This window comes from Microbacterium sp. NPDC057741 (assembly GCF_042798735.1).
GTDB lineage: Bacteria > Actinomycetota > Actinomycetes > Actinomycetales > Microbacteriaceae > Microbacterium.
Map to the genome: position 1 here is coordinate 125,547 of NZ_JBHVJW010000002.1, position 20,686 is coordinate 146,232.

Genomic DNA, 20,686 nt, shown 5'->3' on the forward strand with positions numbered 1-20,686 from the left:
CCTACGCCCTCGCCGGGTACAGCGCCCGGGTTCGAGGCAGGTTCGCGATGATCGCGACCGGAAGCAGCAGCAGACCGCATGCGGCCTGCTCGAGCCGCACCCAGTCCGGCAGGAAGCCGGGGATCGACACGATCACGATCACCGCGGCGACGATGATCGGGCTGACGATGCGCAGCCGCACCCAGGCGCCGCGCGAACCGCGCGCCGCCGAGACGGCGAACAGGAGCACGACGATCGCGCTGGCCAGCACGAGTGAGCAGCGCACCCAGATGGCCGGTTCGAACCGGATGCCGGTCGCGCTCGCGACCGCGAGGTAGGCGATCATCGCCGCGCTGAGCACGGTGAACGCCGAGGTGAGGATGAGGACGGGGCGGAACGTCGCACGACGCGAGGCCGTGACGCGATCCGCGGTGAGGTCGACTGTGGTTTCCATGTCCTCCAGCGTCGTCACACGCCGGATGCTGCGGATCGACCGATCGGTCACACTCGGTCACCGATCGGTGGAGGGCGGCGGTGAGGCGCAGCCGCCCGAAGCGGATGATGTCGGTGCGCGATCCTGACAGTCCCGTCCGCTGACCGCTAGTGTCGGTCGCAGCGGGCCAGGATCCGCGGACAGTACAACAGAGAGGTTTACGGGCATGGGAGAGGTCATCGGTCAGATCCTGCCGCAGGCGGTGGGAGTCGCGATCAGCCCGATTCCGATCATCGCGGCGATCCTGATGCTGCTCTCGCCGAAAGCCCGGGTCACCAGCGTCGGCTTCCTGCTGGGCTGGGTCCTCGGCATCGTCATCGCGACGACGGTGTTCACTCTCCTGTCCTCGGTGCTCCCTCAGGGTGACGATGGCGGATCCAAGCCGATCCAGGGCATCATCCAGCTCCTCCTCGGCGCCGGACTGCTGCTGCTCGCGATCGGGCAGTGGCGCAAGCGCCCGAAGGACGGCGAAGAGCCGGCGATGCCGAAGTGGATGCAGGCGATCGACAAGATCACCTTCCCCGTGGCGCTCGGGCTGGGTTTCCTGCTCTCCGCGGTCAACCCCAAGAACCTGCTGATGACCGCGGGCGCCGGCGTCACGATCGGATCGGCGTCGCTGAGCGGCGGTGACATCACCCTCGTCATCGCGATCTTCACGATCATCGCCGCCTCGACCGTGCTGATCCCCGTGATCGGCTACCTGTTCGCCGCCGAGAAGCTGCGCGGAACCCTCGACGCGCTGCGTGTCTGGCTGACCAAGGAGAACGCGGTGATCATGGCGGTGCTGCTGCTGGTGATCGGCGTGCAGATGATCGGAAAGGGCATCGGCAGCTTCTGAGGTTCAGGCCTTCGCTGCGGCCGACTCCGGCTGGGCGTGCACGACCAGTTCCGGCGCCTTCGTGACCATCAGCCAGACCGGCAGCACGATGATGCAGAGCATCGGCAGCACCACCGGGTCACCGACCAGCGCGGCCCCGAGGAAGATGGCGATCCAGCCGTCACGGGTGGCGGCGAGCACGATGCCCAGGCAGCCGCACGCGATGGCGAGCGACAGCGGGATGCCGGGGAACAGCACGTGTGCGAGCACGCCGAGCGCCACACCGATGAACACCGCCGGGAAGATCCGGCCGCCGCGGAAGCCCGCGGCCGCCGCAACGAGCAGTGCGAGGACCTTCACCCCGGCGAACAGGGCGAGCTGCCCGGCGCTGTAGTCGCCCGGGTGCCTCAGCAGCTCCGTGGTCTCGTCGAGACCCTTGAACAGCGTCATCGGCCCGCCCCACATGCCGAGCAGACCCAGCACCACACCGCCGGCGAGACTGATCAGCAGCGGGTTGCGCAGCGCGTGGAATCCGCGGTGCACGTACGGCAGAGCCCACGCCAGCAGGATGCCGATCAGCGCGGATGCGGCGGCGACGAGCAGTCCCCACAGCAGCATCCAGCCGTCGGTCTGATCGATCGGCGTCACCTGGAAGGAGAGCGCCTTGCCGCCGAGCAGGTGCATGGTGACGGCGCCCGCGCCGGCGGCGGCGACGGGAAGGAACAGCTTGTCCCAGAGCGCCCCGCCGCCCTTCGCGGCCGCGACGGCGCCGGTGAACAGCAGCGCGGCGGCGATCGGTGTGCCGAACAGTGCGCCGATCGTGGCGGAGGACGCCAGCATCATGGCCAGCGGCAGCGGGATCGCCTTCACGAAGCGGGCGAGCAGCGCCACGGCCAGTGCGGAGTTGACCGCGATGATCGGGTTCTCCGGGCCAAGGCTGACGCCGCCGGCCAGGCCGAGCACCGTAGCCAGGAGCAGGCCGGGCAGCACTCCGGGCCTCAACGGCGCCTCGACCAGTTCGGTGGTCGCCGAGTCGGGGCCGGCATGGCCGGGCACCAACCAGATGACGAGGCCGACCGCGGCACCGGTGGCGGTCAGCACGGTGAAGATCCACCACGGCGTCGCCTCGGTCGCGCCGAAGGACTGCGGCAGGGTCGTCCACAGGATGTGCTGGAGCCCCTCCGACACGAGGTCCAGCAGCCACAGCACGAGCGCCGAACCGACACCGACGAGGATGGCCGGCACTGCCATGATCAGCAGCGATCTCACACTGGGCGAAGGCGCCTCCGCGGCCGCAGCATCCGACATCTCGACTCCCTCCGCCCGACGAGACATCGTCGGCACGCACCCTGCGCGGATGAACCAATAGTGCCCGAGCGGCGCGCCCAGCGACAGCTGCGGCACGGCGCTGGCCGAATGAGGCCCGCGGGGACGCTGCCGACGCGCGGAAATCGCCCGGAACGCGTGACCCCTGCGGCGATAGGGTGAAGCATCCGATCACTGGGAGGTCCCGTGCAACCGCCGCTCGCCGGTCTGACCCGCAAGAACCTCGGTCGCGAACTGCTCGCCGGGGTGACGCTGATCGCCATCGCCATCCCGCTGAACATCGGCTACGCGCAGATCGCGGGTCTGCCGGCCACGGCGGGCCTCTACGCGCTGATCGTGCCGACCCTCATCTGGGCGCTGATGACGTCGTCGCGCCAATTGGTTGCGTCACCGGATGCCGCGGCCGCGGCGCTGGTGGCTTCCTCGCTCGGCGGCCTCGCGACGGCCGGTTCCGCCGGCTACGCGACGATGGCGCTCGCCCAGGCGGTGATCGGCGGTGTGCTGTTCCTCCTGATGGGGGTGTTCAAGCTCGGGTTCCTGGCGAACTTCCTCTCGAAGCCGATCCTCGTCGGCTTCGTCGGCGGTCTTGCGCTCGACATCCTGGTGTCGCAGATCGCGAAGATGCTCGGCGTGCACATCGACTCGGGCGGCGAGTTCGTCGAGAAGCTCACCGGGCTGATCACCGGGCTCGGCACGATCAACCTCTGGTCGGCGATCATCGCCGTCGGCTCGCTCGTCGTGCTGATCTTCGGCCGCAAGCTCGCGCGCGCCGTGCCGTGGGCGCTGATCGTGCTGATCGTCGCGACGGTCATCGTGGTGCTCACGCATGCCGACAAGGTCGGCGTCGACGTGCTCGGCGAGGTCCCGGCCGGCCCGCCCGCGCTGACCTGGCCGATGCTCTCCTGGCAGGAGTGGTTCGCGCTGATCCCGTCGGCGATCGCCCTGACGATGGTCACCACGGCCGAGGGCCTGCTGGTCAGCCGGTCGTACGGCGAGAAGCGGCACTACCCGACCAACGCCAACCGCGACCTGTTCGCCTTCGGATTCGCGAACCTCGCTGCCGGCGCGAGCGGCACCTTCACCGTCGGCTCGTCCACCTCCCGCACGGCGGCGATGGATGCGGCGGGTTCGCGCACGCAGCTGCCGTCGGTCGTGCTGGCGGTCGGCACGTTCCTGCTGCTCATGTTCGGCACCGCGCTGCTGACCGACATCCCCTCGCCCGCGATCGGTGCGATCGTCGCCTTCGCGGTTGTGCCGCTGCTGGGCATCGCCGACTTCCGCAGCATGTGGAAGCTGGACCGGTTCGAATTCGTCATCGGCATCGCGTGCTTCGCGGTGACGCTGTTCGTCGGCGCGATCCCCGGCATTCTGGTGGCGTTCGTGCTCGCGCTGATCAACATGGCCAAGCGCGCCGCTGCGCCGGCGATCGACGTGCTCGTCAGCGAGCCCGAGACCGGCGAGCTGGCCGCGGAGACCGAGCCCGGCGGGGTCACCGCGCCCGGCGTCGTCGTGGTGCGGATGGCTGCACCGCTGTTCTTCGCCAACGGTGAGGTCTTCGCGGGGGCGATCCGGTCGGCGGTGGCCGCGGCGGGCGGATCGGACGCCGTGCACGATGTGGTGATCGACATGGAGGCGGTCACCGACGTGGACGTCACCGGCAGCGAGTCGTTCGAGAGCGTGCGCGAGTGGCTGGAGCAGCAGTCGATCGGATTGTCGTTCAGCCGTGTGCGCAGTGGAGCGAAGGCGCGCCTGGCCAGGTTCGGCGTCGTCGAAGACGGCGACACCGTCTACCGGACGAACCGTGAGGCGGTGACGGCGCTCGCGAAGAGCGAGTGACGCGGACCGCCGGGCTCAGGACTCGGACGGACGCAGCGGCAGCTGCGGCCCGTGGTTCCAGGCCAGGATCGCCGGCTGCTCGCGGTAGAACCCGAGCACCGACACCGAGCCGGCATCCAGCGTGATCCGGGCGCCGAACCGGGGCGCCTCGCGCAGGAACACGGCGGTGAGGATGCGCAGGAAGTGGCCGTGCGCGACGAGGGCGACATCGCCCCGGTCCATTGCCGGCAGCACCCGGGTGAGTACGCGTGAAGCGCGGGCGGCGACCTCTTCGACGGTCTCGCCGGGCGTCTTCCCGCGGATGACTCCGTGCGCGAAGGCGGTCCAGTTGTAGCCGAGCTCGGCGCGGATGTCGGCGCTGGTGCGCCCCTCGTAGCCGCCGTAGTCCCACTCGATCAGCAGCGGATCGACCTGGGCGTCGAGTCCGGCGAGCTCGGCGGTGCGCCGAGATCGCTGCAGCGGTGATGTCAGCACGAGGCCGAAGTCGTAGCCGCGCACGAGCTCGCCCGCCTGCCGTGCGAGGTCCTCGCCGTGCGGTGTCAGCGGGATGTCGCTCAGACCGGTGTGCCGGCCCTCCCGCGACCATTCGGTCTCGCCGTGCCGCAGCAGCACGAGCTTGCCCTGCGGATTGTCGGGTGCGGGGCGATCGGGCAGGGGGTCGGAGGCGGCATCCACAGCGCCACAGTAGCGCCCGCCGCCTCTAGAGACGCTCTGCGATGACCCGCGCCGTCGCGACCGGGTCGGGCCGGTGCATGACCGACTCGGGTACGACGACCAGCTCCGCACCGGGAATGTGCGCCCCGGCCCAATCGGACGCCGCGATCAGGAACGGGAACGTCTGCTCGCCGCGCAGCACGGTGACCGGGCGGTCGACGGCGAGCAGGTCGGCGCTCGGCTTCCGCATCCGCCAGACGAGACGCGTGTCGTACACCGTCGACTGCGCGAGCGGTGTGAGTGCGGCGAGCATGCCGTTCGTGCGCCCCGCCTCGACCATCTCGCGCGGCAGGCCCACCGCCTCGATCTGGAACGTCTCGACGGCCTCGCCCGGCTGCCCGGCGTCGACGAGTGCCTGCAACCGGTCCGTGAGGTCGGCCGACTGCACACCCGATCCGTCGAAGTCGAGCGGCGGCTCGGAGAGGAACAGTGCCCCGGTGGGTACGCCCTGGGATGCCGCGAAGAGTGCGAGCACGGCGCCGGAGGAGTGCCCGAGGGTCGCAGCCGCCCCGCCGGCATCCGCGATGACCGCGGCGAGGTCGGCGGCCTCGTCTTCGGGCTTCGATCCGCGGCGATCGCCGCTGCCCGCGCGGGCGCGACGATCCCAGGTGACCGCGCGGTACCCGGCATCCACCAGAGCCTGCGCCAGCGGCGCAGCACCCGCTGCCGTCGAGAGCGCGCCGCTCACGATCACGACGGTGCGGCCGTCACCGGTCGCCGTGTACTCGATGGGGGTGCCGTCAGCCGACGTCGCGATGCTCATTCCGTCATACAACCACCGAGGTCCGACATCCGGAAGACGATGTCGAGAAGCCCGCGTCAGGGCTGGCGCCGGCGGGCCTGCTGCCGGAGTTCGTTGGCGCGCTCGCGCAACTCGGGGTCGTCCATCACCAGCTGCACCAGCGAGCAGTCCTGGGGGCCGTTCGCCCCGGGCACGCACAGGGTGCAGGGGTCGCCGGCACGTACGGGGCACATGGGCTGGGGGAACCGCCGCGGTTTCACATCGGCGCTCATGACACCCAGTATCGTCCGCCGGCCTGCGCAGCTCTTCTGCCATGGCCAGGGAAAACCTGTGCCGGTCGGTGTCGTGCGTCGCCTGGCCGGCGTAGGGTTCCGCACATGGCCGCAGAGACCGATCACGCCGTCCTCGCCGAGCAGCTGCGCCGACGCGTCATGGAAGCGGGCGCAGTCGCCGAGCCCGTGCGACGGGCCGCGCTGCGCGCCGGTGCGGGGGAGGAGATCGCCGGTGACGAGCCACAGGTCGTGCTCGCGCGGACGATCGGCGCGGCCTCCTACCGGGTGACGGATGAGATGGTCGCCGAAGTGCGAGCCGAGACCGGGTCGGACAGAGCCGCGTTCGAAGTGGTCATGTCGGCGAGCATCGGGGCGGGCCTGCGACGCTGGGATGCCGCGCTCGCTGCGATCGAGGAGGCGTCGGATGCGGCTCGCTGAGGTCGAACGCGGTGACACCCTCGCGCATCGCCTGCTGATCCGGATGATCTCGCGGATGGCCGGGTACCGGCTGCCGGATGCCGCTCGGGTCGCGTTCTACGACAAGGCCTTCGCCGGTCCCGCCCTCGGCCGCTGGACGCAGCGTGCCATGCGCGGGCCGAGCCCGTGGTCGGTGTCGGAGCGCGAGCTGATGGCGGCGATGGTCGCGTCGTGGAACACCTGCCCGTTCTGCGTCGGTGCGCACCGCGCGATCGCGGTCCGGGGAATGGATCCCGCGGTGGCGGATGCCGCACTCGCCGACTTCCGCACCGCGCCGATCGGCGATCGGCTGCGCGCGGCCCTGGTGTTCCTCGAGCGGATGACCGCCGATCCGGACGGGCTCAGCGCCGCCGACGCCCGCGTTGCGCTCGACGCCGGACTCACAGCCGTGGAGCTCGAGGATGCCGCCGCCGTCGGTGCGGTGTTCGCGGTCATCACCCGCAACGCGAACGCCCTCGACTTCGAGATCCCGTCCGCCGTCGACTTCGACAGCGCGGCGGTGATGCTGCTGCGCCGCGGCTACGCCTGAGTCGCGGCATCCGGATCGGGGTACCGCCGCGTCCGCTGTGCGCCTACGCTCGGGCACGACGACAAGGAGACTCCCATGCAGAGACTCACGATCGACTTCATCATCTCGCTGGACGGCTACGGCTCCGCGCGAGGCTGGCCGGGATGGTGGGGCCTGGAGGGACCCGAGTACCTCGGCTGGCTCGAAGAGCTGCCCGAGCAGGACCACCCGGTGCTCATGGGCGCGAACACCTACCGCGTGATGTCGTCGCTCACTGCGGGCGGCGAACCGGGCACCGACGTTCTCAACGACGTGCAGAAGTACGTGTTCTCGTCGACGCTCGAAGACCCGCTCGGCTGGCAGAACTCCACCCTGGTGCGCACGGATGCCGTGGAGTACGTGCGCCGGCTCAAGGAGGAGTCCGACCGTCCGCTGCGCACCCTCGGCAGCGTCTCGCTGTGCCGGTCGCTGCTGAAGGCCGGACTCGCCGATCGCTTCCGCGTCGTCGTCTTCCCGGTGATCACCGGTGCCACCGGGAGCGAGCGCATCTTCGACGGCTACCCCGACGTGCGCCTCGAGCTGGTCGAGGCGCGCACCTTCGACAACCGCAGTCAGCTGCTGGAGTACGTGCCGACCGTGATCGACACGCCGCCGCTGGGCTGAGACCTGAGGCGACGCCGAACAGTCAATCGAGTTTGAGCAGCTGCTCCAGTTTCTCCTCGGGCGAGATGTCATTGATTCGCCCGGCGAAGCGGAGTGTCACGTGATCGAGCGTCCCGGTGAAGGCGAACTTCCCGCTGTCCGCCGGGTAGCGGTCGCTGACCGGCGACAGCGTGAAGCGTCCGACGTCCATGCATCCCCCGCCGAATCTGGCGCGGTTCTGGTGGGCGATCTCGCTCTCGGCGACCAGGCTGTCGTCGACGTACAGCCGGATCTTCGCTCCGCCTCCCGGAACCGTGCTCGTGTTCTCGAAAGCGAGCTGAAGCACGTGCTCCCCGCTCGGCACTGCTCCCGCGGAGATGATCTCGGTGCGTTCGATGTCGAACCAGTTGTAGTGGTAGACCAGATGACCGTCCTGCAGATGGAATGACCATCCTCCGGCATCGCCGCCCACGCAGATGAGCACGCCCTCAGCTCCGCCCTCGGGGATCTCGACCTTCGCGGAGATCGTATGGTCCACATTCGTCGTCTTGGGCGCGCTGCCCTCCGGCAGGCGCACCATTCCCGGCCGGAACGTGACGGTGTCCCGCCCGAAGAAGTAGCTGGGACGCAGGCGCGGATCCCCTCGCTCGATGAACCGGTCGTCCAGTGGGAAGACGTTGTGCTTCGCGGCCTCCTGCATGAAGATGTCCTGCAGCTCCCGGAGCTTGGCAGGTTGCTGGCCGGCGAGATCGACGCCCTGACTGAAGTCGTTGCGCAGGTCGTACAGCTCCCAGGAGTCGTCGTCGAACGACGCCGAGCCGATGTTCACCCAGGGCAGGCGTCCGTGGCGGCAGGAGGCGATCCAGCCGTCGTGATACAGCGCGCGATGCCCGAACATCTCGAAGTACTGGGTGATGCGCGTCGTCGGAGCACTCGCGGCATCGGCGGCGAAGGTGTACGCCATGCTTGTGCCCTCGACCGGCTTCTGGGCGACTCCGTCGATGGAGGACGGCTGCGCTATGCCGGCGACCTCGAGGATGGTCGGCATGACGTCGATCACGTGGTGGAACTGCGCGCGAAGAGCGCCGGGGTCCTTGATGCGATCGGGCCACGAGATCAGCATGCCGTTGCGTGTTCCGCCGAAGTGCGAGGCGATCTGCTTCGTCCACTGGAAGGGAGTGTCCCCCGCCCATGCCCAGCCCACCGCGTAGTGGGGCGCCGTGCCAGGCAGCCCCCACCTGTCGATCTCGGGCAGCAGCTGCGCGAAGTCACCAGCGTTCCCGTCGAGGCCGACCATCTCATTCAGGAGACCGGTGAGAGTGCCTTCCGCACTCGATCCGTTGTCACCGATGATGTAGATGATCAGAGTGTTCTCGAGCAGATCGAGGGCCTCGAACGCATCCACGACGCGGCCCACCTCGTGGTCGGCGTGCTCGAGGAAGTCGGCGTAGTTCTCGGCCTGACGCGCGAGAAGGGCCTTCTGGTCGTCGGTGTGATCGTCCCAAGCGGGGATCTCGTCGGGCCGCGGCGTGAGCTTGGTCCCCTCAGGAAGGATGCCGTCGGCGAGCTGCTGGCGCCAGACCTGCTCGCGGTAGGCGTCCCAGCCCATGTCGAACCGTCCGGAGTTGCGTCCACGCCAGTCCAGCGGAGGCTGGTGGGGTGCATGTGCGGCACCGGGGGCGAAGTACGCGAACACCGGTCGGTCGGGCGCGATCGACTTCTGTCGGTTGACCCACGAGATGCAGTCGTCGGCAAGGTCTCGGGTGAGCTGATACCCGTCCTCCGCGGTGCCGGGGATGTCCACCGGTGTGGTCCCGCGATAGAGCGAAGGGAAGAACTGATTGGTCTCGCCCGCGATGAAACCGTAGAAGTAGTCGAAGCCCATCTGCGTGGGCCAGTTCGTGAAAGGTCCCGCGTCGCTGGTCATGTTGTCCGGCACGTTGTGGTTCTTGCCGAACCACGCGGTGGCGTAGCCGTTGTCGCTCAGGGTCTTCGCGACGGTGCCGCAGCTCTTCGGGATGATCCCGTCGTAACCGGGGAAGCCCGTGGCCAGCTCGCCGATGTTGCCCGTGTGGGCGGTGTGATGGTTGCGCCCGGTGAGGAGGGCGGCACGGGTGGGCGAGCACAGTGCGGTGGTGTGGAACTGGTTGTACTTCAGTCCCTGCGACGCGACGCGCTCCGCCGTCGGCATCCGCACCATTCCGCCGAAGGCACTGGACCAGCCGAAACCGACGTCGTCCAGCAGCACGAGGAGCACGTTCGGCGCGCCGTCCGGAGCGGCGTCCGGCGGTGGGAAATCGGCAATCGAGTCCGCATACGTCGTCGAGGTCCGTCCGTGGGGATAGGTCCATGCCGGCCGGGGGTAGGTGTCCCTATCGACGACCTCGGGGAACACCCTCTCCGCGTTCTGCTCTGACATGCCTGCTCCCATCATCGGGTGCCGGCGCCGACGCGCCCGCCTGCGGTCAGCGTAGTCCCAGGGGGGGGGGGGGGCGCGCCGGTATCAGGCCAGTCGCACCGCTTGCTGCAGTCGGGTGCGCACGTCGAACAGCTCGTTGCCGCCGATCACGCGCGTGCCGGCGATGCCCGTGCGCAGCACCGTGCGCAGCACGCTGCGCCGCACGACGACGATCGGCAGACCGCGCACCGTGCCCAGCGGCACGGCGGCCTCGGCCAGGTCCTCGTCGGGGAACACGAAGATCGCCGCGCTGAACCGCACGTGCGCGGCGCGGGACACCAGACCGATGCGGGTGACCAGATCGGCCACCGGAGCGTCGGGCCCTGCGATCTCGCCACTCCGGAACCTCACGTCGGTGCCGAGGTCGGCCGACATCACGCCGTACAGGCCCGACGGGCCGAGAACGATGTGGTCGATCTTCTCCCCGGCATCCGGCGCCGTGACGTCGTGCCACACGGCGAAGCCCATGCCGAGATCGGCGAGGATGCGCGACGTCTCCTCCTCGGCGAGGGCATTGGCCAGCAGCATCCGCAGCTCGACCGGCACGGTGCGCACGAACGCGGGGTCGTAGGGGTCGGCGGCATCCGGCGCGAGGTCGTGCACCCGCGCGACGTACTCCCGGCGCAGCCAGCCGCCGGCCGTGCCGTGGAAGCGGGCGCGAGGGCGGGTGTCGGTACGCGCCGGTGCGCGCCATCCGCTCCAGTCCGACTCGCCGGCGAAGCCGTGCCCGCGGTCGTAGGCAGCGCGGTCCTCGGGTGTCCCGACCAGCTCCCAGGCGCGCTGCACCCGGATGAACACGGCGGCGTCGCCGCCGGTGTCGGGATGCGTGCGACGCAGCTGCAGCCGGAACGCGCGGCGCAGGTCGTCGTCGGAGGCGTCGGGAGCGACGCCGAGCACTTCGTACGCTGACGCCGAGAGCGGGCTGTCGAACATGCGGCTCCTCGGATCAGCGGACATATCAGGCTAACCGGGAGCGCCGTCTAGATTGGAACGGTGAACAAGACCAGCATCTGGACCGTCCTCGGCGTGATCGCCGCCGTCGTGATCGCCTGGTGGATCGTGAGCGCCCTGTTCTCGGTCGTCTGGTTCATCGTCAAGCTGGCGATGGTCGCGGTCGTCGCGGTGCTCGTCTACGCCGTCATCCGCATGCTCACGCGGTCGCGCGAGGACTGATCAGCCCAGGCCGCCGGTCAGCAGCACGACGAACAGCACCAGCCCGAAGGCGACGATCGACCAGCGCAGCGGAGTGGGCGGGATCCTTCGTCCGACCCGCGCGCCGATCCAGCCGCCGACCAGGCCGCTGATCGCCATGATGATCGCGGCCGGCCAGGCCACCGTCGCGAACGCGACGAAGAAGACCAGTGACACGACGCTGGCCACCGCGGACATCACGCTCTTCAGGGCGTTCAGTCGCTGGATGCCGTCGTTCAGCGTCATCCCCATCACGCCGAGCATCATGATGCCGAGCCCGGCGTTGAAGTAGCCCCCGTAGACGCCGACGCCGAGCTGCCCGATGCTCGCCCAGGTCAGCCGCTCCGGCCCGTCCGACCTCGCGGTCAGCCGCGCGATCGCGGGCTGCACGGCCAGCAGCAGGGTGGATGCCAGGATCAGCCACGGCACCACGGCGGTGAAGGTGCCCTCCGAGCCGAGCAGCAGGAGCGCCGAGCCGGCCACTGCACCGACGGCGGTGACGATGGCCAGCGGCAGGATGCGGTGGCGCTGTCCGCGCAGCTCGGCCCGGTATCCCCACGCGCCGCCGACGTAGCCGGGGAAGGCCGCGACCGTGTTGGTGACGTTCGCGAGCACCGGCGGGTAGCCCAGGGCGAGCAGGGTGGGGAAGGTCACGAGGGAGCCGCCGCCGGCGAGGGCGTTGATCGCGCCGGCCGCGGTTCCGGCTCCCGCGATCAGCACGCCTTCGAACAGCTCCATGACCTCCCCAGTGTTTCATGGGGCCTGCGGCTCAGAGGACGACGAGGAACCCGAGCACGGCGCTGGCGATCGCGATGACGCCCTGCACCAGCGCGGGCATGAAGCCCTCCTCGCGGCGCACGTGCACGACGATCGCGCCGACCATGATGATCGCGATGCCGACGGCGGCGATCGGGGTGAGGATCGGCAGGATGCCGGTGGCGAGCGGCAGGATCAGTCCGAGGCCGCCGATGAACTCGGTGATGCCGATGGCTTTGACCTGGCCGGCGGAGAAGTCCTCGGCCCACGCCATCTTCTGCTCGATCTTCGCCTTGGGTGTGAGGGTCTTCATCGTTCCGGCCATGAGCATCATGAGGGCCAGGACGATGTTGACGATCCAGAGGGCGATGAGCATGCGGGTTCTCCTTGAGAAGTCGGTTACCGATGGTGCGGGTGGTTACCATCGGTAATCAAGAATGCGGCATACGTGAAGTGCGTGCAAAAGGCACATGGATGTGCCTGGGTGACAGCCATGTCACCGCCGGGCGCCCTCCAGGGATGCGGTACACCTGAGTACATGCACACCACGTTCCGCGACAGAGTGCGGATGGAGTCGGTCGCCACGCGCTGGGCGATCGCATCGTTCGTGATCGGGGCACTGCTGACGATCATCGTCATGTGGGGCGATCGCTGGCCGCTCGCCATCGAGACGCGCTCGGTCGGCAACCTCGCCGCGTGGACGGCCGCAGCCTTCGCCGGAGCAGCCTTCGCGACATCCTTCATCATCGAGTCCCGGCGCGGCTACGACTCGTGGCGACGGGGGATGCCGCTGATCAAGCGCATCATCGATGTCGGGGCCATGACCACCGCGATGGCGATGCTGTCGTACTTGGGCGTGCTGGCGGTGGCCAACCTCTTCCAGCAGGGCTTCCGCGGCATGACCATCGATCCGCTCGGCGGCGGGGCCCTCGTCGGCGCAGCCACCGCGGCCTTCACCTATGCCGCCTATCTCTCCGCGGCGCGAGTCACCGCGGACGGCCTCGCCATGCTCGCGACCCTGGTGCTGTTCACCGGCACGATGGCCAGCATGCTCAGCACGCCCGACGCCTCGTGGTGGCAGTTGCACTTCTCGCAGCTCGGCAACATCAGCCAGAGCTCCGGCTACAAGTTCAATCTCGCCCTCATCTTCACCGGGCTCGTGGTCACCGTGCTCGCCAACTACGTCGGCCGCGACGTCGAGCTCGGGCTGATCGCCCGCGGGGCCGACCCGAAGACGCTGACAAGGCAGCTGTCCTGGCTGTTCGCCGGCATCGGAATCTGCCTGATGATCGCCGGCCTGGTGCCCGACGCGGTGAGCTTCCCGATCCATGTCGGCGCAGCATCCGGCATGGTCGTGCTGTTCGGCGTCTTCGTGTTCTGCGCTCTGCGCTTCCTGCCCGGGCTGCCCAAAGAGGTCTCCGGGTTCTCGTTGCTGGTGATCATCGGGATCGTGGTGGCCATCGCACTGTGGATCCCGATCGGCTACTACAACCTCACCGGCATGGAGTTCATCGCGGCGGGGCTGCTGTTCGCCTGGCTGCTCTACTTCGTGCGGGCGATCGGCGTGTACGCGAAGTCGGATGCTCCGGTGTCAGCTTCCGTCTAGCAATCGGCCGAATCGATTCGATACACTTGAACCACCGGCGCCGTGACCGTTCACGGTGCCGGTGTCGTCTTCCGGCATCCGCCCCTCTGTCGCCCTCCTCCTTTCCCTGGATCCCGCATGTCCACCACCCTCACCACGGGACGCCCCTGGCGCGTCATCCTGGCCTTCTCCGTGCCCCTGCTCATCGGTAACATCGTGCAGCAGCTGTACCAGTTCACCGACGCCGTCGTCGTCGGGCGCCACCTCGGCGTGAACTCGCTCGCGGCGGTGGGCGCGACCGGCAGCCTGATCTTCCTGCTCATGGGCTTCGCCTGGGGCATGTCGAGCGGATTCGCGATCCCGACCGCGCAGGCGTTCGGTGCCAAGGACGCCGGCGGCGTGCGCCGATCCGTGGCGACGGGCACCCTGCTCACGGGGGCGGCGAGCATCCTGCTGACGATCGCGGGCCCGCTGGTCGCCGAGCCGCTGCTCGTGGTGATGCAGACTCCGCCCGAGCTGCTCGCCGAGGCGACCGTGTTCACGCAGGTCACGCTGCTGACCGGCAGCGCGGTGATGTTCTTCAACTACCTCGCGGCCATCATCCGCGCCATCGGCGACTCCCGGACGCCGCTCATCTTCCTCATCGTCTCGTGCGCGCTGAACGTGGGGCTGGTCATCCTCTTGGTCGGCACGCTCGACTGGGGTGTCGCCGGCGCAGCCTGGGCGACCGCGATCGCGCAGGCGATCTCGGTGCTGGCCTGCCTCGAGTTCGCGCGGCGCCGGCTCCCGGCGCTGCACGTCCACCGGTCGGACTGGCGGATCAGCCGGGCCGACGCGAAGGAGCACCTGCGCCTCGGACTGCCGATGGGATTCCAGGCATCGATCATCGCGATCGGACTGCTCATCGTGCAGGTCGCGCTGAACACCATCGGCCCCGACGCCGTCGCCGCGTACACCGTGTTCGCCCGTATCGGCAGCCTGGCCAGCGCCCTGCTCGCCTCGCTGGGCCTTGCGACGTCGATGTACGTCGCGCAGAACCTCGGCGCGCGCCGGCCTGACCGCATCCGTCGTGGTGTCACCCAGGCGATCTGGATGTCCATCGGAGCGTCGGTGCTGCTGGGCGCGCTCATGATCGCGCTCGGCGAGCCCGTGGTGCGCATGTTCGTCGGCGACGCGTCCGAGAAGGTCGTCGAGATGGCGCACCTCATGCTGATCGTCAACGGCCTCACCTACGCGCTGCTCGGCGTGCTGTTCGTGCTGCGCGGCGCGCTGCAGGGGCTCGGGCAGGCCCTCATCCCCACCGTCACCGGGGTGATCGAGCTGGTCATGCGCGTGGCCGCGGCGATCGTGCTCGGCCAGCTGTGGGGCTTCATCGGTGTCGCGCTCAGCGATCCGTTGGCATGGCTCGGGGCCGTCGTGATCCTGGTGCCGGCGTACATCAGCGCGCACCGCCGCCTGAAGGCGCTGCCGGTCAACCCCGAGTTCGCCACCGAGACCTCGGCGATGGCGGTCGTCGGCCCGCACGAGGCGGCGAACGCGGTCGACCTGGTGGTCACCGGATCCATCCCCGTGGTCGTGTCGAAGCAGAAGCGACGGAAGGCGCGCACCGGCAACTGAGCCGTCACGCATCGTTCTCCGGACTGATATCGAATCGTTCTGAAGGAGGATGCCGGATGCGAGGCGAAGTGCGTACGCTTGCATCAGAGGCGCACGGGGGTGCGTCCGAAGACACGGGGGGTCGTGTTATGTCGTCGTTGGCCGTTTCCAACACTCTGGCATCGTTCTTCATGCCGATCGGAATCATCGGAGCCGTTCTGGCCGTGATCTGCGCAGTGGTCGCAGGTATCGCGCTCGCCGCAGGTGCGGCGGGATTCTTCGGTGGCGCCGTCGGCGTCTGGATGGTCGGGGCGCTGCTCAGCACAGCGGCATCCTTCAGCAGCGCGTGGACGCCGTTGATCGTGTCGCTCGTCGCCCTGGCGGTCGCGCTGGTGCTCGGCGGGATCATCCACGCCGTGATGCTCGCCACCCCGACGCGGATGCCGGTCGCCGAGACGGTCGAGGCCGAGGCGGGGACGTCGGCCGCGAAGGCCCGCCCCGTCGGCGTGCAGACGGCGACGGTTCCCGCCGTCGCGTCCTGAGTCCGGTCAGGAACGGGCTCGTCGCCGGACGATCCTGATCTCGCTGGCGAGCGTGCCCAGCACGACCAGTGCGCCGCCGATCAGCGCGGTCACGGGCAGTCGTTCGCCGGCGATCCGCCCGATCACGGCCGCCCACACCGGCTCGCCGGCGTAGATGATCGTGGCCCGGGTGGGGGAGACCTTCTTCTGCGCCCAGTTCATCGTCAGCTGGATGATGCAGCTCGCCGCGCCGAGGCCGAGCGCCGCGCCCAGCCAGATCCACGAGAACGAGGGCAGCGCCTCGCCGACGACCGGCATGGTCGCAAGTCCCAGCAGCCCCGCGGTGAGCAGCTGGACCACGGTGATGCGGCCAAGGTCGATGCGGTTCGCGAACAGGCTGATCAGGATGATCTCGCCGGCGATCGGCAGGGTGCTGATCATCGTGGCGATCTCGCCTGCGCCCAGCGTGAGCGCGAACGCGTCGGGTCCGGCGATGAGCAGCAGTCCGACGAAGGCGAGGCCCGCCCCGACGAACGCCATCGCCGGCGGCCTGTTGCGGAAGACTGCCCACTGCAGCAGCGGCACGAGCGGCACGTACAGCGCGGTGATGAACGCGGAGGTGCTCGACTCGATCGTCTGCAGGCCGAAGGTCTGCAGACCGTAGCCGCCGTAGATCATCACCCCGATCGCGACGCCGGCACCGACATCGACCCAGCGGATGCCGCGCAGCGAGCGCCAGAAGATCACGAGGCTGATCGCGCCGGCGACGAGGAAACGGATGCCGACGAAGAACCACGGCCCGGTGTGCTCCACCGCCCAGTGCACGAGCAGGAACGTGCCGCCCCACACCGCCGTGATGGCGAGCAGGGCGATCTCCTGAGGGCGCAGCCGCAGGAAGCGCAGGCGGTTGTTCATCGTGTCCATTCTGACGCCCGGCATCCCCGCGTTCCGGTCGCGATCCGGCACGGTGTTCGCAGTCGGGACTGTGCTCGTTCGCGACGGGAGCGGGGGCCGGTCGTGGTCGTGTGCGCTCCGGTCGTGATTCGGCACGGTGTTCGGGGTGGGGACTGTGCTGGTTTGCGACGGGAGCGCGTGGCCGTGGCTGTGGGCCGGGCCGCTGGGCCCACCCCGGCCCAGCCCGCGCCGCCCCGTCAGCGGTGGTCGCGGTCGTGATGCTGGCCGGCGGGGTCGCCGGCGGCGACCCGCTCCGCCTCGCGGGCGCGCAGCTCGACGCGACGGATCTTGCCCGAGATCGTCTTCGGCAGCTCCGGCACGAACTCGATGATGCGCACCCACAGATGCGACGACAGCCGTTCGCGCGAGTACGCGAAGATCGCGGATGCCGCGGCCGTCTCGTCCTGGGCCGCAGCGGTGGTCAGGCAGACGTAGGCCTTCGGCACCGCAAGGCGGGTCAGATCGGGGCTCGGCACCACGGCCGCCTCGACGACGTCCTCGTGCTCGAGCAGAACCGACTCCAGCTCGAAGGGCGAGACCTTGTAGTCGGACGCCTTGAACACGTCGTCGGCGCGGCCGATGTAGGTGAGGTAGCCGTCGTCGTCGCGCACGGCGATGTCGCCGGTGTGGTGATAGCCGCCCTCTCGCGACTCGGCGGTCTTCTCCGGGTCCTCGTAGTAGCCGGTCATCAGGCCGAGCGGCGCCTGCGACAGGTCGAGGCAGATCTCGCCCTCGCGCTCGGCGAGCTCGCCGGTCGCCGGGTCGACGAGAACCACCGGGTAGCCCGGCGTCGGGCGTCCCATCGAGCCGTCCTTCACGATCTGTCCGGGGGAGTTGCCGACGCAGCAGGTCATCTCGGTCTGGCCGTAACCGTCACGGATCGTGCCGCCCCACGCCTCGCGCACCCGGCTGATCACTTCGGGGTTGAGCGGTTCGCCCGCGCCGACCAGCTCGCGCGGCGGGTGGGTCAGACGCGAGAGGTCGGCCTGAATCAGCATCCGCCACACCGTGGGCGGGGCGCAGAACGAGCTGACCTGGTGCGTGTCCATGACCCGCATGAGGGTGTCCGCGTCGAACCGGTCGTAGTTGAACACGAACACGGTCGCCTCGGCGAGGAAGGGCGAGTAGAAGTTCGACCAGGCGTGCTTCGCCCAGCCGGGGGAGGAGATGTTCAGGTGCACGTCGTCCGGCCGCACGCCCAGCCACCACATCGTCGACAGATGGCCGATCGGGTACGAGGCATGCGTGTGCTGCACGAGCTTCGGGCGGTTCGTGGTCCCCGACGTGAAGTACAGCAGGCAGGTGTCGGATGCCGGTGTCGCGGCATCCGGCTCATAGTCCTGCTGCGCGTCGTGCGAGTCCGAGAATGCGCGCCAGCCAACCGGCACGGCGTCGCCGACGCCGATCCGCAGGATGTCGTCCGGGATGCCGGAGAGACGTGCCTCGAGGTCGCCGGTGGTGACCACGGCGCGGGCGCGGCCGTGGGCGGCCCGGTAGGCGAGATCGTCGGCGCTGAGCAGGGTGGATGTGGGGATGGCGACCGCGCCGACCTTCGTGATGGCGAGCATCGTCTCCCACAGTTCGATCGTGTTGCCCAGCATCACGATGATGTGGTCGCCGCGACGGATGCCGGTGCTGCGCAGCCAGTTGGCGACCTGGTCCGAGCGGCGGGAGAGCTCGCCGTAGGTCCAGCTCGCGCTGCTGAGGTCGGCCGAGACGATCTGCACGGCCGGGCGATCGGGGTTCTCCGCAGCCACCACGTCGAACCACTCCAGAGCGAAGTTGAACTCCGCCGGCTCCGGCCAGCGGAACCCGGCGCGCGCTCCGTCGTAGTCGGTTCCGTGCGCGAACAGGAAGTCGCGCATCTCGCGGACGGCGGCGGTTGCTGAGGTGGCGGGGCGTGTGCTCATTCGGGACTCCTTCGTCGAGTTCCATCTTGCTCCCGAAATCCTTGTTGACTGACGGTCAACAGCAATTGTGGTGTGTCTACAAGGAACTGAAGTTCACATCCTCTGGAACTTGGTTCCGCGCGGCAAAACTCCGGGACAGGTGCGGGAGCCGCCCATACGATCGCCCGAGGCAACGATGCCCCTACCCCTCCAGGAGTTCTCAATGACGAGTGCACAGCCCCATGCCCATGCCCACGGACTGGGCATGCGCATCGCCGTGATCGTGCTCAGCATCCTGCTGGCCGCGATGGTGATCCTGTTCTTCCTCACCACCTCCAAGATCGCGGCCGGCGCCGCCGAGCTCGCCGGTGGCACCACCACCGCCAAGGACGGATCGACGGAGCTCGCCGCCGGAGCGACCACGCTCGCGGGCGGCACCGGTGATCTGGCATCCGGAGCCGGCGACCTCGCGGCAGGCGCCGACTCGGCGGAGGCGGGCGCATCGAAGCTCGCCGCCGGCGCGACGAAGGCCGCGGCGGGTGCGACCACGCTGTCCGAGGGAACCGGCACGCTTGCCGCGGGCACCTCGAGCGCCGTCGCCGGCGCGAGCAAGGTGGACGCCGGTGCGCAGCAGCTCCTCGCCGGCGCGCAGGACTTGAAGTCGGGCACGGAGCGGGCGGATGCCGGTGCAGGAAAGCTCGTGGCCGGATCGTCGGAGTTGTCCGGAGGGGCAGGTCTCACGGCGACCGGTGCGCGTGACCTCTCCGACGGCGCTGCCAAGCTCGCGCTGGGTGCGCAGCAGGTGGACGCTGGCGCGCAGGAGCTCGCAGGAAAGTCGGTGACCCTCGCAGCCGGGGTCGGCGGTGCTCATCAGATCGCCGGACAAGTCAAGGCGGGTGCCGAAGCCCTCAGTTCGCGAATCTCGACTGCGGTCACGCCGCAGCTGAAGGCGCTTGCGGACAACGGCACTGCCATTGGCGGAGCGGCTGCGGGAGCCCCGGTCAACTCGCAGAAGCTCGCCGACGCACTCACGCAGCTCGCTGCGGCTGATCCCACCAACGAGCAGCTGCAGGGGCTCAAGGCGCTCGCGGTCGGTCTCGACCAGCAGGTGGACGGCATTGCAGGTGCGGCGGCGGCGGCACCGAAGCTAGCTCAGGGCACGATCGAAGCGGCTGCGGGGGCACAGTCCGTGGCGGCAGGCGCGGCTGTCCTGGTCAACGGCGACGCGCAGCTCAAATGGCCCGGTACGACCACTCTTGTCAACGTCGAGACCGGTGCGCCGGCCTTCGTCGTCGGCATGCAGAAGTTGGCGGACGGTAGCTCGGAGCTGGCGGCAGGCTCAACCGAGCTCGCTGCCAAGGCGCCGGAACTCGCGGCGGGAACTGCAAAGGTGTCTGCAGGAGCGACAAAGCTCTTCGGAGGGGCCGCCGAGCTCCAGGCCGGCACCGCGAAGCTGAACGCCGGTTCGACGAAGCTCGCCGGTGGTCTGGGAACGCTGTCGGAGGGCGCATCCGATCTGCACGCAGGCACGATCCGTCTCGACAGCGGTGCCGCTGACCTGAACGAGGGCGCGACCGCACTGGCCGAGGGCACCGCGACGCTGCAGTCCGGAGCATCCGATCTGTCGACCGGCCTGGGCACCCTGTCGGACGGCGCCACCGCCCTCTCCGACGGCACCCAGCAGCTCGCCACCGGCGGCGACAAGCTGAAGATCGGCGCCACCGCCCTCGCCGAGGGCAACGGAAAGATCGCCGTCGGCTCCGGCACGCTCGCCTCGGCGACGGCGGGTGCAGCGCCGTCGATGCTGCCCTGGATGCTGGTGATCGCCCTGCTCGGGCTCATCGCGATCGGATTCTGGATCGGCCATCGCGTCAGCCACAGGCGGGCCCTCGCCGCGGCCTAACCGCACGCCGAGGGGATCCGCTGTGGG

At 69.4% G+C, this 20,686-nt stretch carries 21 protein-coding genes; 10 read left to right on the forward strand and 11 right to left on the reverse strand.

Going from position 1 to position 20,686, the window contains the following annotated elements; genetic code table 11:
- Position 1 precedes the first annotated feature (1 nt).
- On the reverse strand, positions 2-433 hold the full coding sequence (locus ACFVDO_RS07585; RefSeq protein WP_378855241.1) for a hypothetical protein: 432 nt from the start codon (positions 431-433) through the stop codon (positions 2-4).
- Between the two features lie 205 nt (positions 434-638).
- Here ACFVDO_RS07585 and ACFVDO_RS07590 point away from each other — a divergent pair, with 205 nt between their 5' ends.
- Positions 639-1,310 (forward strand): GAP family protein, encoded by a 672-nt coding sequence (locus ACFVDO_RS07590; RefSeq protein WP_378855239.1) that lies wholly within the window; start codon positions 639-641, stop codon positions 1,308-1,310.
- Positions 1,311-1,313: 3 nt separating this feature from the next.
- Here the strand turns inward: ACFVDO_RS07590 and ACFVDO_RS07595 are convergent, their stop codons facing one another.
- A complete protein-coding gene (locus ACFVDO_RS07595; RefSeq protein WP_378855237.1) occupies positions 1,314-2,597 on the reverse strand; it encodes an ion channel protein in 1,284 nt (427 codons plus the stop codon).
- Between the two features lie 204 nt (positions 2,598-2,801).
- Between ACFVDO_RS07595 and ACFVDO_RS07600 the strand changes: the two genes are divergently transcribed.
- A complete protein-coding gene (locus ACFVDO_RS07600) occupies positions 2,802-4,451 on the forward strand; it encodes a SulP family inorganic anion transporter (protein ID WP_378855235.1) in 1,650 nt (549 codons plus the stop codon).
- Positions 4,452-4,466: 15 nt separating this feature from the next.
- On the opposite strand, the gene ACFVDO_RS07605 is transcribed toward ACFVDO_RS07600, so the two are convergent.
- From ACFVDO_RS07605 to ACFVDO_RS07615, 3 genes are read right to left on the reverse strand one after another with little or no spacing between them, the layout of a single operon-like run.
- The gene (locus ACFVDO_RS07605) at positions 4,467-5,126 is read right to left on the reverse strand and encodes a histidine phosphatase family protein (RefSeq protein ID WP_378855233.1); all 660 of its coding nucleotides are present in this window, start codon (positions 5,124-5,126) and stop codon (positions 4,467-4,469) included.
- A 25-nt stretch (positions 5,127-5,151) separates the two neighbouring features.
- Positions 5,152-5,928 carry an alpha/beta fold hydrolase gene (locus ACFVDO_RS07610; RefSeq protein ID WP_378855231.1) on the reverse strand — a complete coding sequence of 259 codons (777 nt, stop codon included), beginning with the start codon at positions 5,926-5,928 and terminating at the stop codon, positions 5,152-5,154.
- Between the two features lie 56 nt (positions 5,929-5,984).
- Entirely contained in the window at positions 5,985-6,179 is a 195-nt protein-coding gene (locus tag ACFVDO_RS07615; protein ID WP_378855229.1) for a DUF6767 domain-containing protein, read from the reverse strand.
- A gap of 105 nt (positions 6,180-6,284) precedes the next feature.
- Here ACFVDO_RS07615 and ACFVDO_RS07620 point away from each other — a divergent pair, with 105 nt between their 5' ends.
- From ACFVDO_RS07620 to ACFVDO_RS07630, 3 genes are all read left to right on the forward strand, one after another.
- Positions 6,285-6,617, forward strand: a complete 333-nt coding sequence (locus tag ACFVDO_RS07620; RefSeq protein ID WP_378855227.1) for a hypothetical protein — start codon at positions 6,285-6,287, stop codon at positions 6,615-6,617.
- Complete coding sequence (locus ACFVDO_RS07625; RefSeq protein WP_378855225.1) at positions 6,604-7,185, forward strand: carboxymuconolactone decarboxylase family protein; 582 nt, start codon at positions 6,604-6,606, stop codon at positions 7,183-7,185. The genes ACFVDO_RS07620 and ACFVDO_RS07625 overlap by 14 nt, the downstream gene beginning before the upstream one ends.
- A 75-nt stretch (positions 7,186-7,260) precedes the next feature.
- Positions 7,261-7,827, forward strand: a complete 567-nt coding sequence (locus tag ACFVDO_RS07630) for a dihydrofolate reductase family protein (RefSeq protein ID WP_378855223.1) — start codon at positions 7,261-7,263, stop codon at positions 7,825-7,827.
- 22 nt (positions 7,828-7,849) lie between these two features.
- On the opposite strand, the gene ACFVDO_RS07635 is transcribed toward ACFVDO_RS07630, so the two are convergent.
- Both ACFVDO_RS07635 and ACFVDO_RS07640 read right to left on the reverse strand, forming a co-directional pair.
- Positions 7,850-10,225, reverse strand: a complete 2,376-nt coding sequence (locus ACFVDO_RS07635) for a sulfatase-like hydrolase/transferase (protein WP_378855221.1) — start codon at positions 10,223-10,225, stop codon at positions 7,850-7,852.
- Between the two features lie 84 nt (positions 10,226-10,309).
- Positions 10,310-11,197, reverse strand: coding sequence for a DnaJ domain-containing protein (locus tag ACFVDO_RS07640; RefSeq protein ID WP_378855219.1), 888 nt, complete (start codon positions 11,195-11,197; stop codon positions 10,310-10,312).
- Between the two features lie 60 nt (positions 11,198-11,257).
- On the opposite strand from ACFVDO_RS07640, the gene ACFVDO_RS07645 reads away from it, so the two are divergent.
- Positions 11,258-11,437: a hypothetical protein gene (locus tag ACFVDO_RS07645; protein ID WP_378855217.1), complete on the forward strand. Its 180-nt coding sequence runs from the start codon at positions 11,258-11,260 to the stop codon at positions 11,435-11,437.
- On the opposite strand, the gene ACFVDO_RS07650 is transcribed toward ACFVDO_RS07645, so the two are convergent.
- Both ACFVDO_RS07650 and ACFVDO_RS07655 read right to left on the reverse strand, forming a co-directional pair.
- Positions 11,438-12,193 carry a sulfite exporter TauE/SafE family protein gene (locus ACFVDO_RS07650; RefSeq protein ID WP_378855215.1) on the reverse strand — a complete coding sequence of 252 codons (756 nt, stop codon included), beginning with the start codon at positions 12,191-12,193 and terminating at the stop codon, positions 11,438-11,440.
- Positions 12,194-12,224: 31 nt separating this feature from the next.
- Positions 12,225-12,587: a DoxX family protein gene (locus ACFVDO_RS07655; protein ID WP_378855213.1), complete on the reverse strand. Its 363-nt coding sequence runs from the start codon at positions 12,585-12,587 to the stop codon at positions 12,225-12,227.
- A 162-nt stretch (positions 12,588-12,749) separates the two neighbouring features.
- Between ACFVDO_RS07655 and ACFVDO_RS07660 the strand changes: the two genes are divergently transcribed.
- The 3 genes from ACFVDO_RS07660 to ACFVDO_RS07670 all read left to right on the forward strand — a co-directional run bounded on the left by ACFVDO_RS07660 (position 12,750) and on the right by ACFVDO_RS07670 (position 15,934).
- Positions 12,750-13,817, forward strand: a complete 1,068-nt coding sequence (locus ACFVDO_RS07660; RefSeq protein ID WP_378855211.1) for a DUF998 domain-containing protein — start codon at positions 12,750-12,752, stop codon at positions 13,815-13,817.
- A 117-nt stretch (positions 13,818-13,934) separates the two neighbouring features.
- Positions 13,935-15,413, forward strand: a complete 1,479-nt coding sequence (locus ACFVDO_RS07665; protein WP_378855209.1) for an MATE family efflux transporter — start codon at positions 13,935-13,937, stop codon at positions 15,411-15,413.
- Between the two features lie 137 nt (positions 15,414-15,550).
- Positions 15,551-15,934, forward strand: coding sequence for a hypothetical protein (locus ACFVDO_RS07670; RefSeq protein ID WP_378855207.1), 384 nt, complete (start codon positions 15,551-15,553; stop codon positions 15,932-15,934).
- A 6-nt stretch (positions 15,935-15,940) separates the two neighbouring features.
- Here the strand turns inward: ACFVDO_RS07670 and ACFVDO_RS07675 are convergent, their stop codons facing one another.
- Both ACFVDO_RS07675 and ACFVDO_RS07680 read right to left on the reverse strand, forming a co-directional pair.
- Positions 15,941-16,828, reverse strand: a complete 888-nt coding sequence (locus ACFVDO_RS07675) for a DMT family transporter (RefSeq protein ID WP_378855205.1) — start codon at positions 16,826-16,828, stop codon at positions 15,941-15,943.
- Between the two features lie 236 nt (positions 16,829-17,064).
- Positions 17,065-18,777 carry an AMP-binding protein gene (locus ACFVDO_RS07680; protein ID WP_378855203.1) on the reverse strand — a complete coding sequence of 571 codons (1,713 nt, stop codon included), beginning with the start codon at positions 18,775-18,777 and terminating at the stop codon, positions 17,065-17,067.
- 202 nt (positions 18,778-18,979) lie between these two features.
- On the opposite strand from ACFVDO_RS07680, the gene ACFVDO_RS07685 reads away from it, so the two are divergent.
- Positions 18,980-20,659, forward strand: a complete 1,680-nt coding sequence (locus ACFVDO_RS07685; protein WP_378855201.1) for a hypothetical protein — start codon at positions 18,980-18,982, stop codon at positions 20,657-20,659.
- Positions 20,660-20,686 lie beyond the last annotated feature (27 nt).

Coding starts and splice junctions, on each gene's coding strand:
- ACFVDO_RS07585 (WP_378855241.1), bottom strand. CDS start 433: ATGGAAACCACAGTCGACCTCACCGCGGATCGCGTCACGGCCTCGCGT.
- ACFVDO_RS07590 (WP_378855239.1), top strand. CDS start 639: ATGGGAGAGGTCATCGGTCAGATCCTGCCGCAGGCGGTGGGAGTCGCG.
- ACFVDO_RS07595 (WP_378855237.1), bottom strand. CDS start 2,597: ATGTCGGATGCTGCGGCCGCGGAGGCGCCTTCGCCCAGTGTGAGATCG.
- ACFVDO_RS07610 (WP_378855231.1), bottom strand. CDS start 5,928: ATGAGCATCGCGACGTCGGCTGACGGCACCCCCATCGAGTACACGGCG.
- ACFVDO_RS07615 (WP_378855229.1), bottom strand. CDS start 6,179: ATGAGCGCCGATGTGAAACCGCGGCGGTTCCCCCAGCCCATGTGCCCC.
- ACFVDO_RS07620 (WP_378855227.1), top strand. CDS start 6,285: ATGGCCGCAGAGACCGATCACGCCGTCCTCGCCGAGCAGCTGCGCCGA.
- ACFVDO_RS07625 (WP_378855225.1), top strand. CDS start 6,604: ATGCGGCTCGCTGAGGTCGAACGCGGTGACACCCTCGCGCATCGCCTG.
- ACFVDO_RS07630 (WP_378855223.1), top strand. CDS start 7,261: ATGCAGAGACTCACGATCGACTTCATCATCTCGCTGGACGGCTACGGC.
- ACFVDO_RS07635 (WP_378855221.1), bottom strand. CDS start 10,225: ATGTCAGAGCAGAACGCGGAGAGGGTGTTCCCCGAGGTCGTCGATAGG.
- ACFVDO_RS07640 (WP_378855219.1), bottom strand. CDS start 11,197: ATGTTCGACAGCCCGCTCTCGGCGTCAGCGTACGAAGTGCTCGGCGTC.
- ACFVDO_RS07650 (WP_378855215.1), bottom strand. CDS start 12,193: ATGGAGCTGTTCGAAGGCGTGCTGATCGCGGGAGCCGGAACCGCGGCC.
- ACFVDO_RS07655 (WP_378855213.1), bottom strand. CDS start 12,587: ATGCTCATCGCCCTCTGGATCGTCAACATCGTCCTGGCCCTCATGATG.
- ACFVDO_RS07660 (WP_378855211.1), top strand. CDS start 12,750: ATGCACACCACGTTCCGCGACAGAGTGCGGATGGAGTCGGTCGCCACG.
- ACFVDO_RS07665 (WP_378855209.1), top strand. CDS start 13,935: ATGTCCACCACCCTCACCACGGGACGCCCCTGGCGCGTCATCCTGGCC.
- ACFVDO_RS07675 (WP_378855205.1), bottom strand. CDS start 16,828: ATGAACAACCGCCTGCGCTTCCTGCGGCTGCGCCCTCAGGAGATCGCC.
- ACFVDO_RS07680 (WP_378855203.1), bottom strand. CDS start 18,777: ATGAGCACACGCCCCGCCACCTCAGCAACCGCCGCCGTCCGCGAGATG.
- ACFVDO_RS07685 (WP_378855201.1), top strand. CDS start 18,980: ATGACGAGTGCACAGCCCCATGCCCATGCCCACGGACTGGGCATGCGC.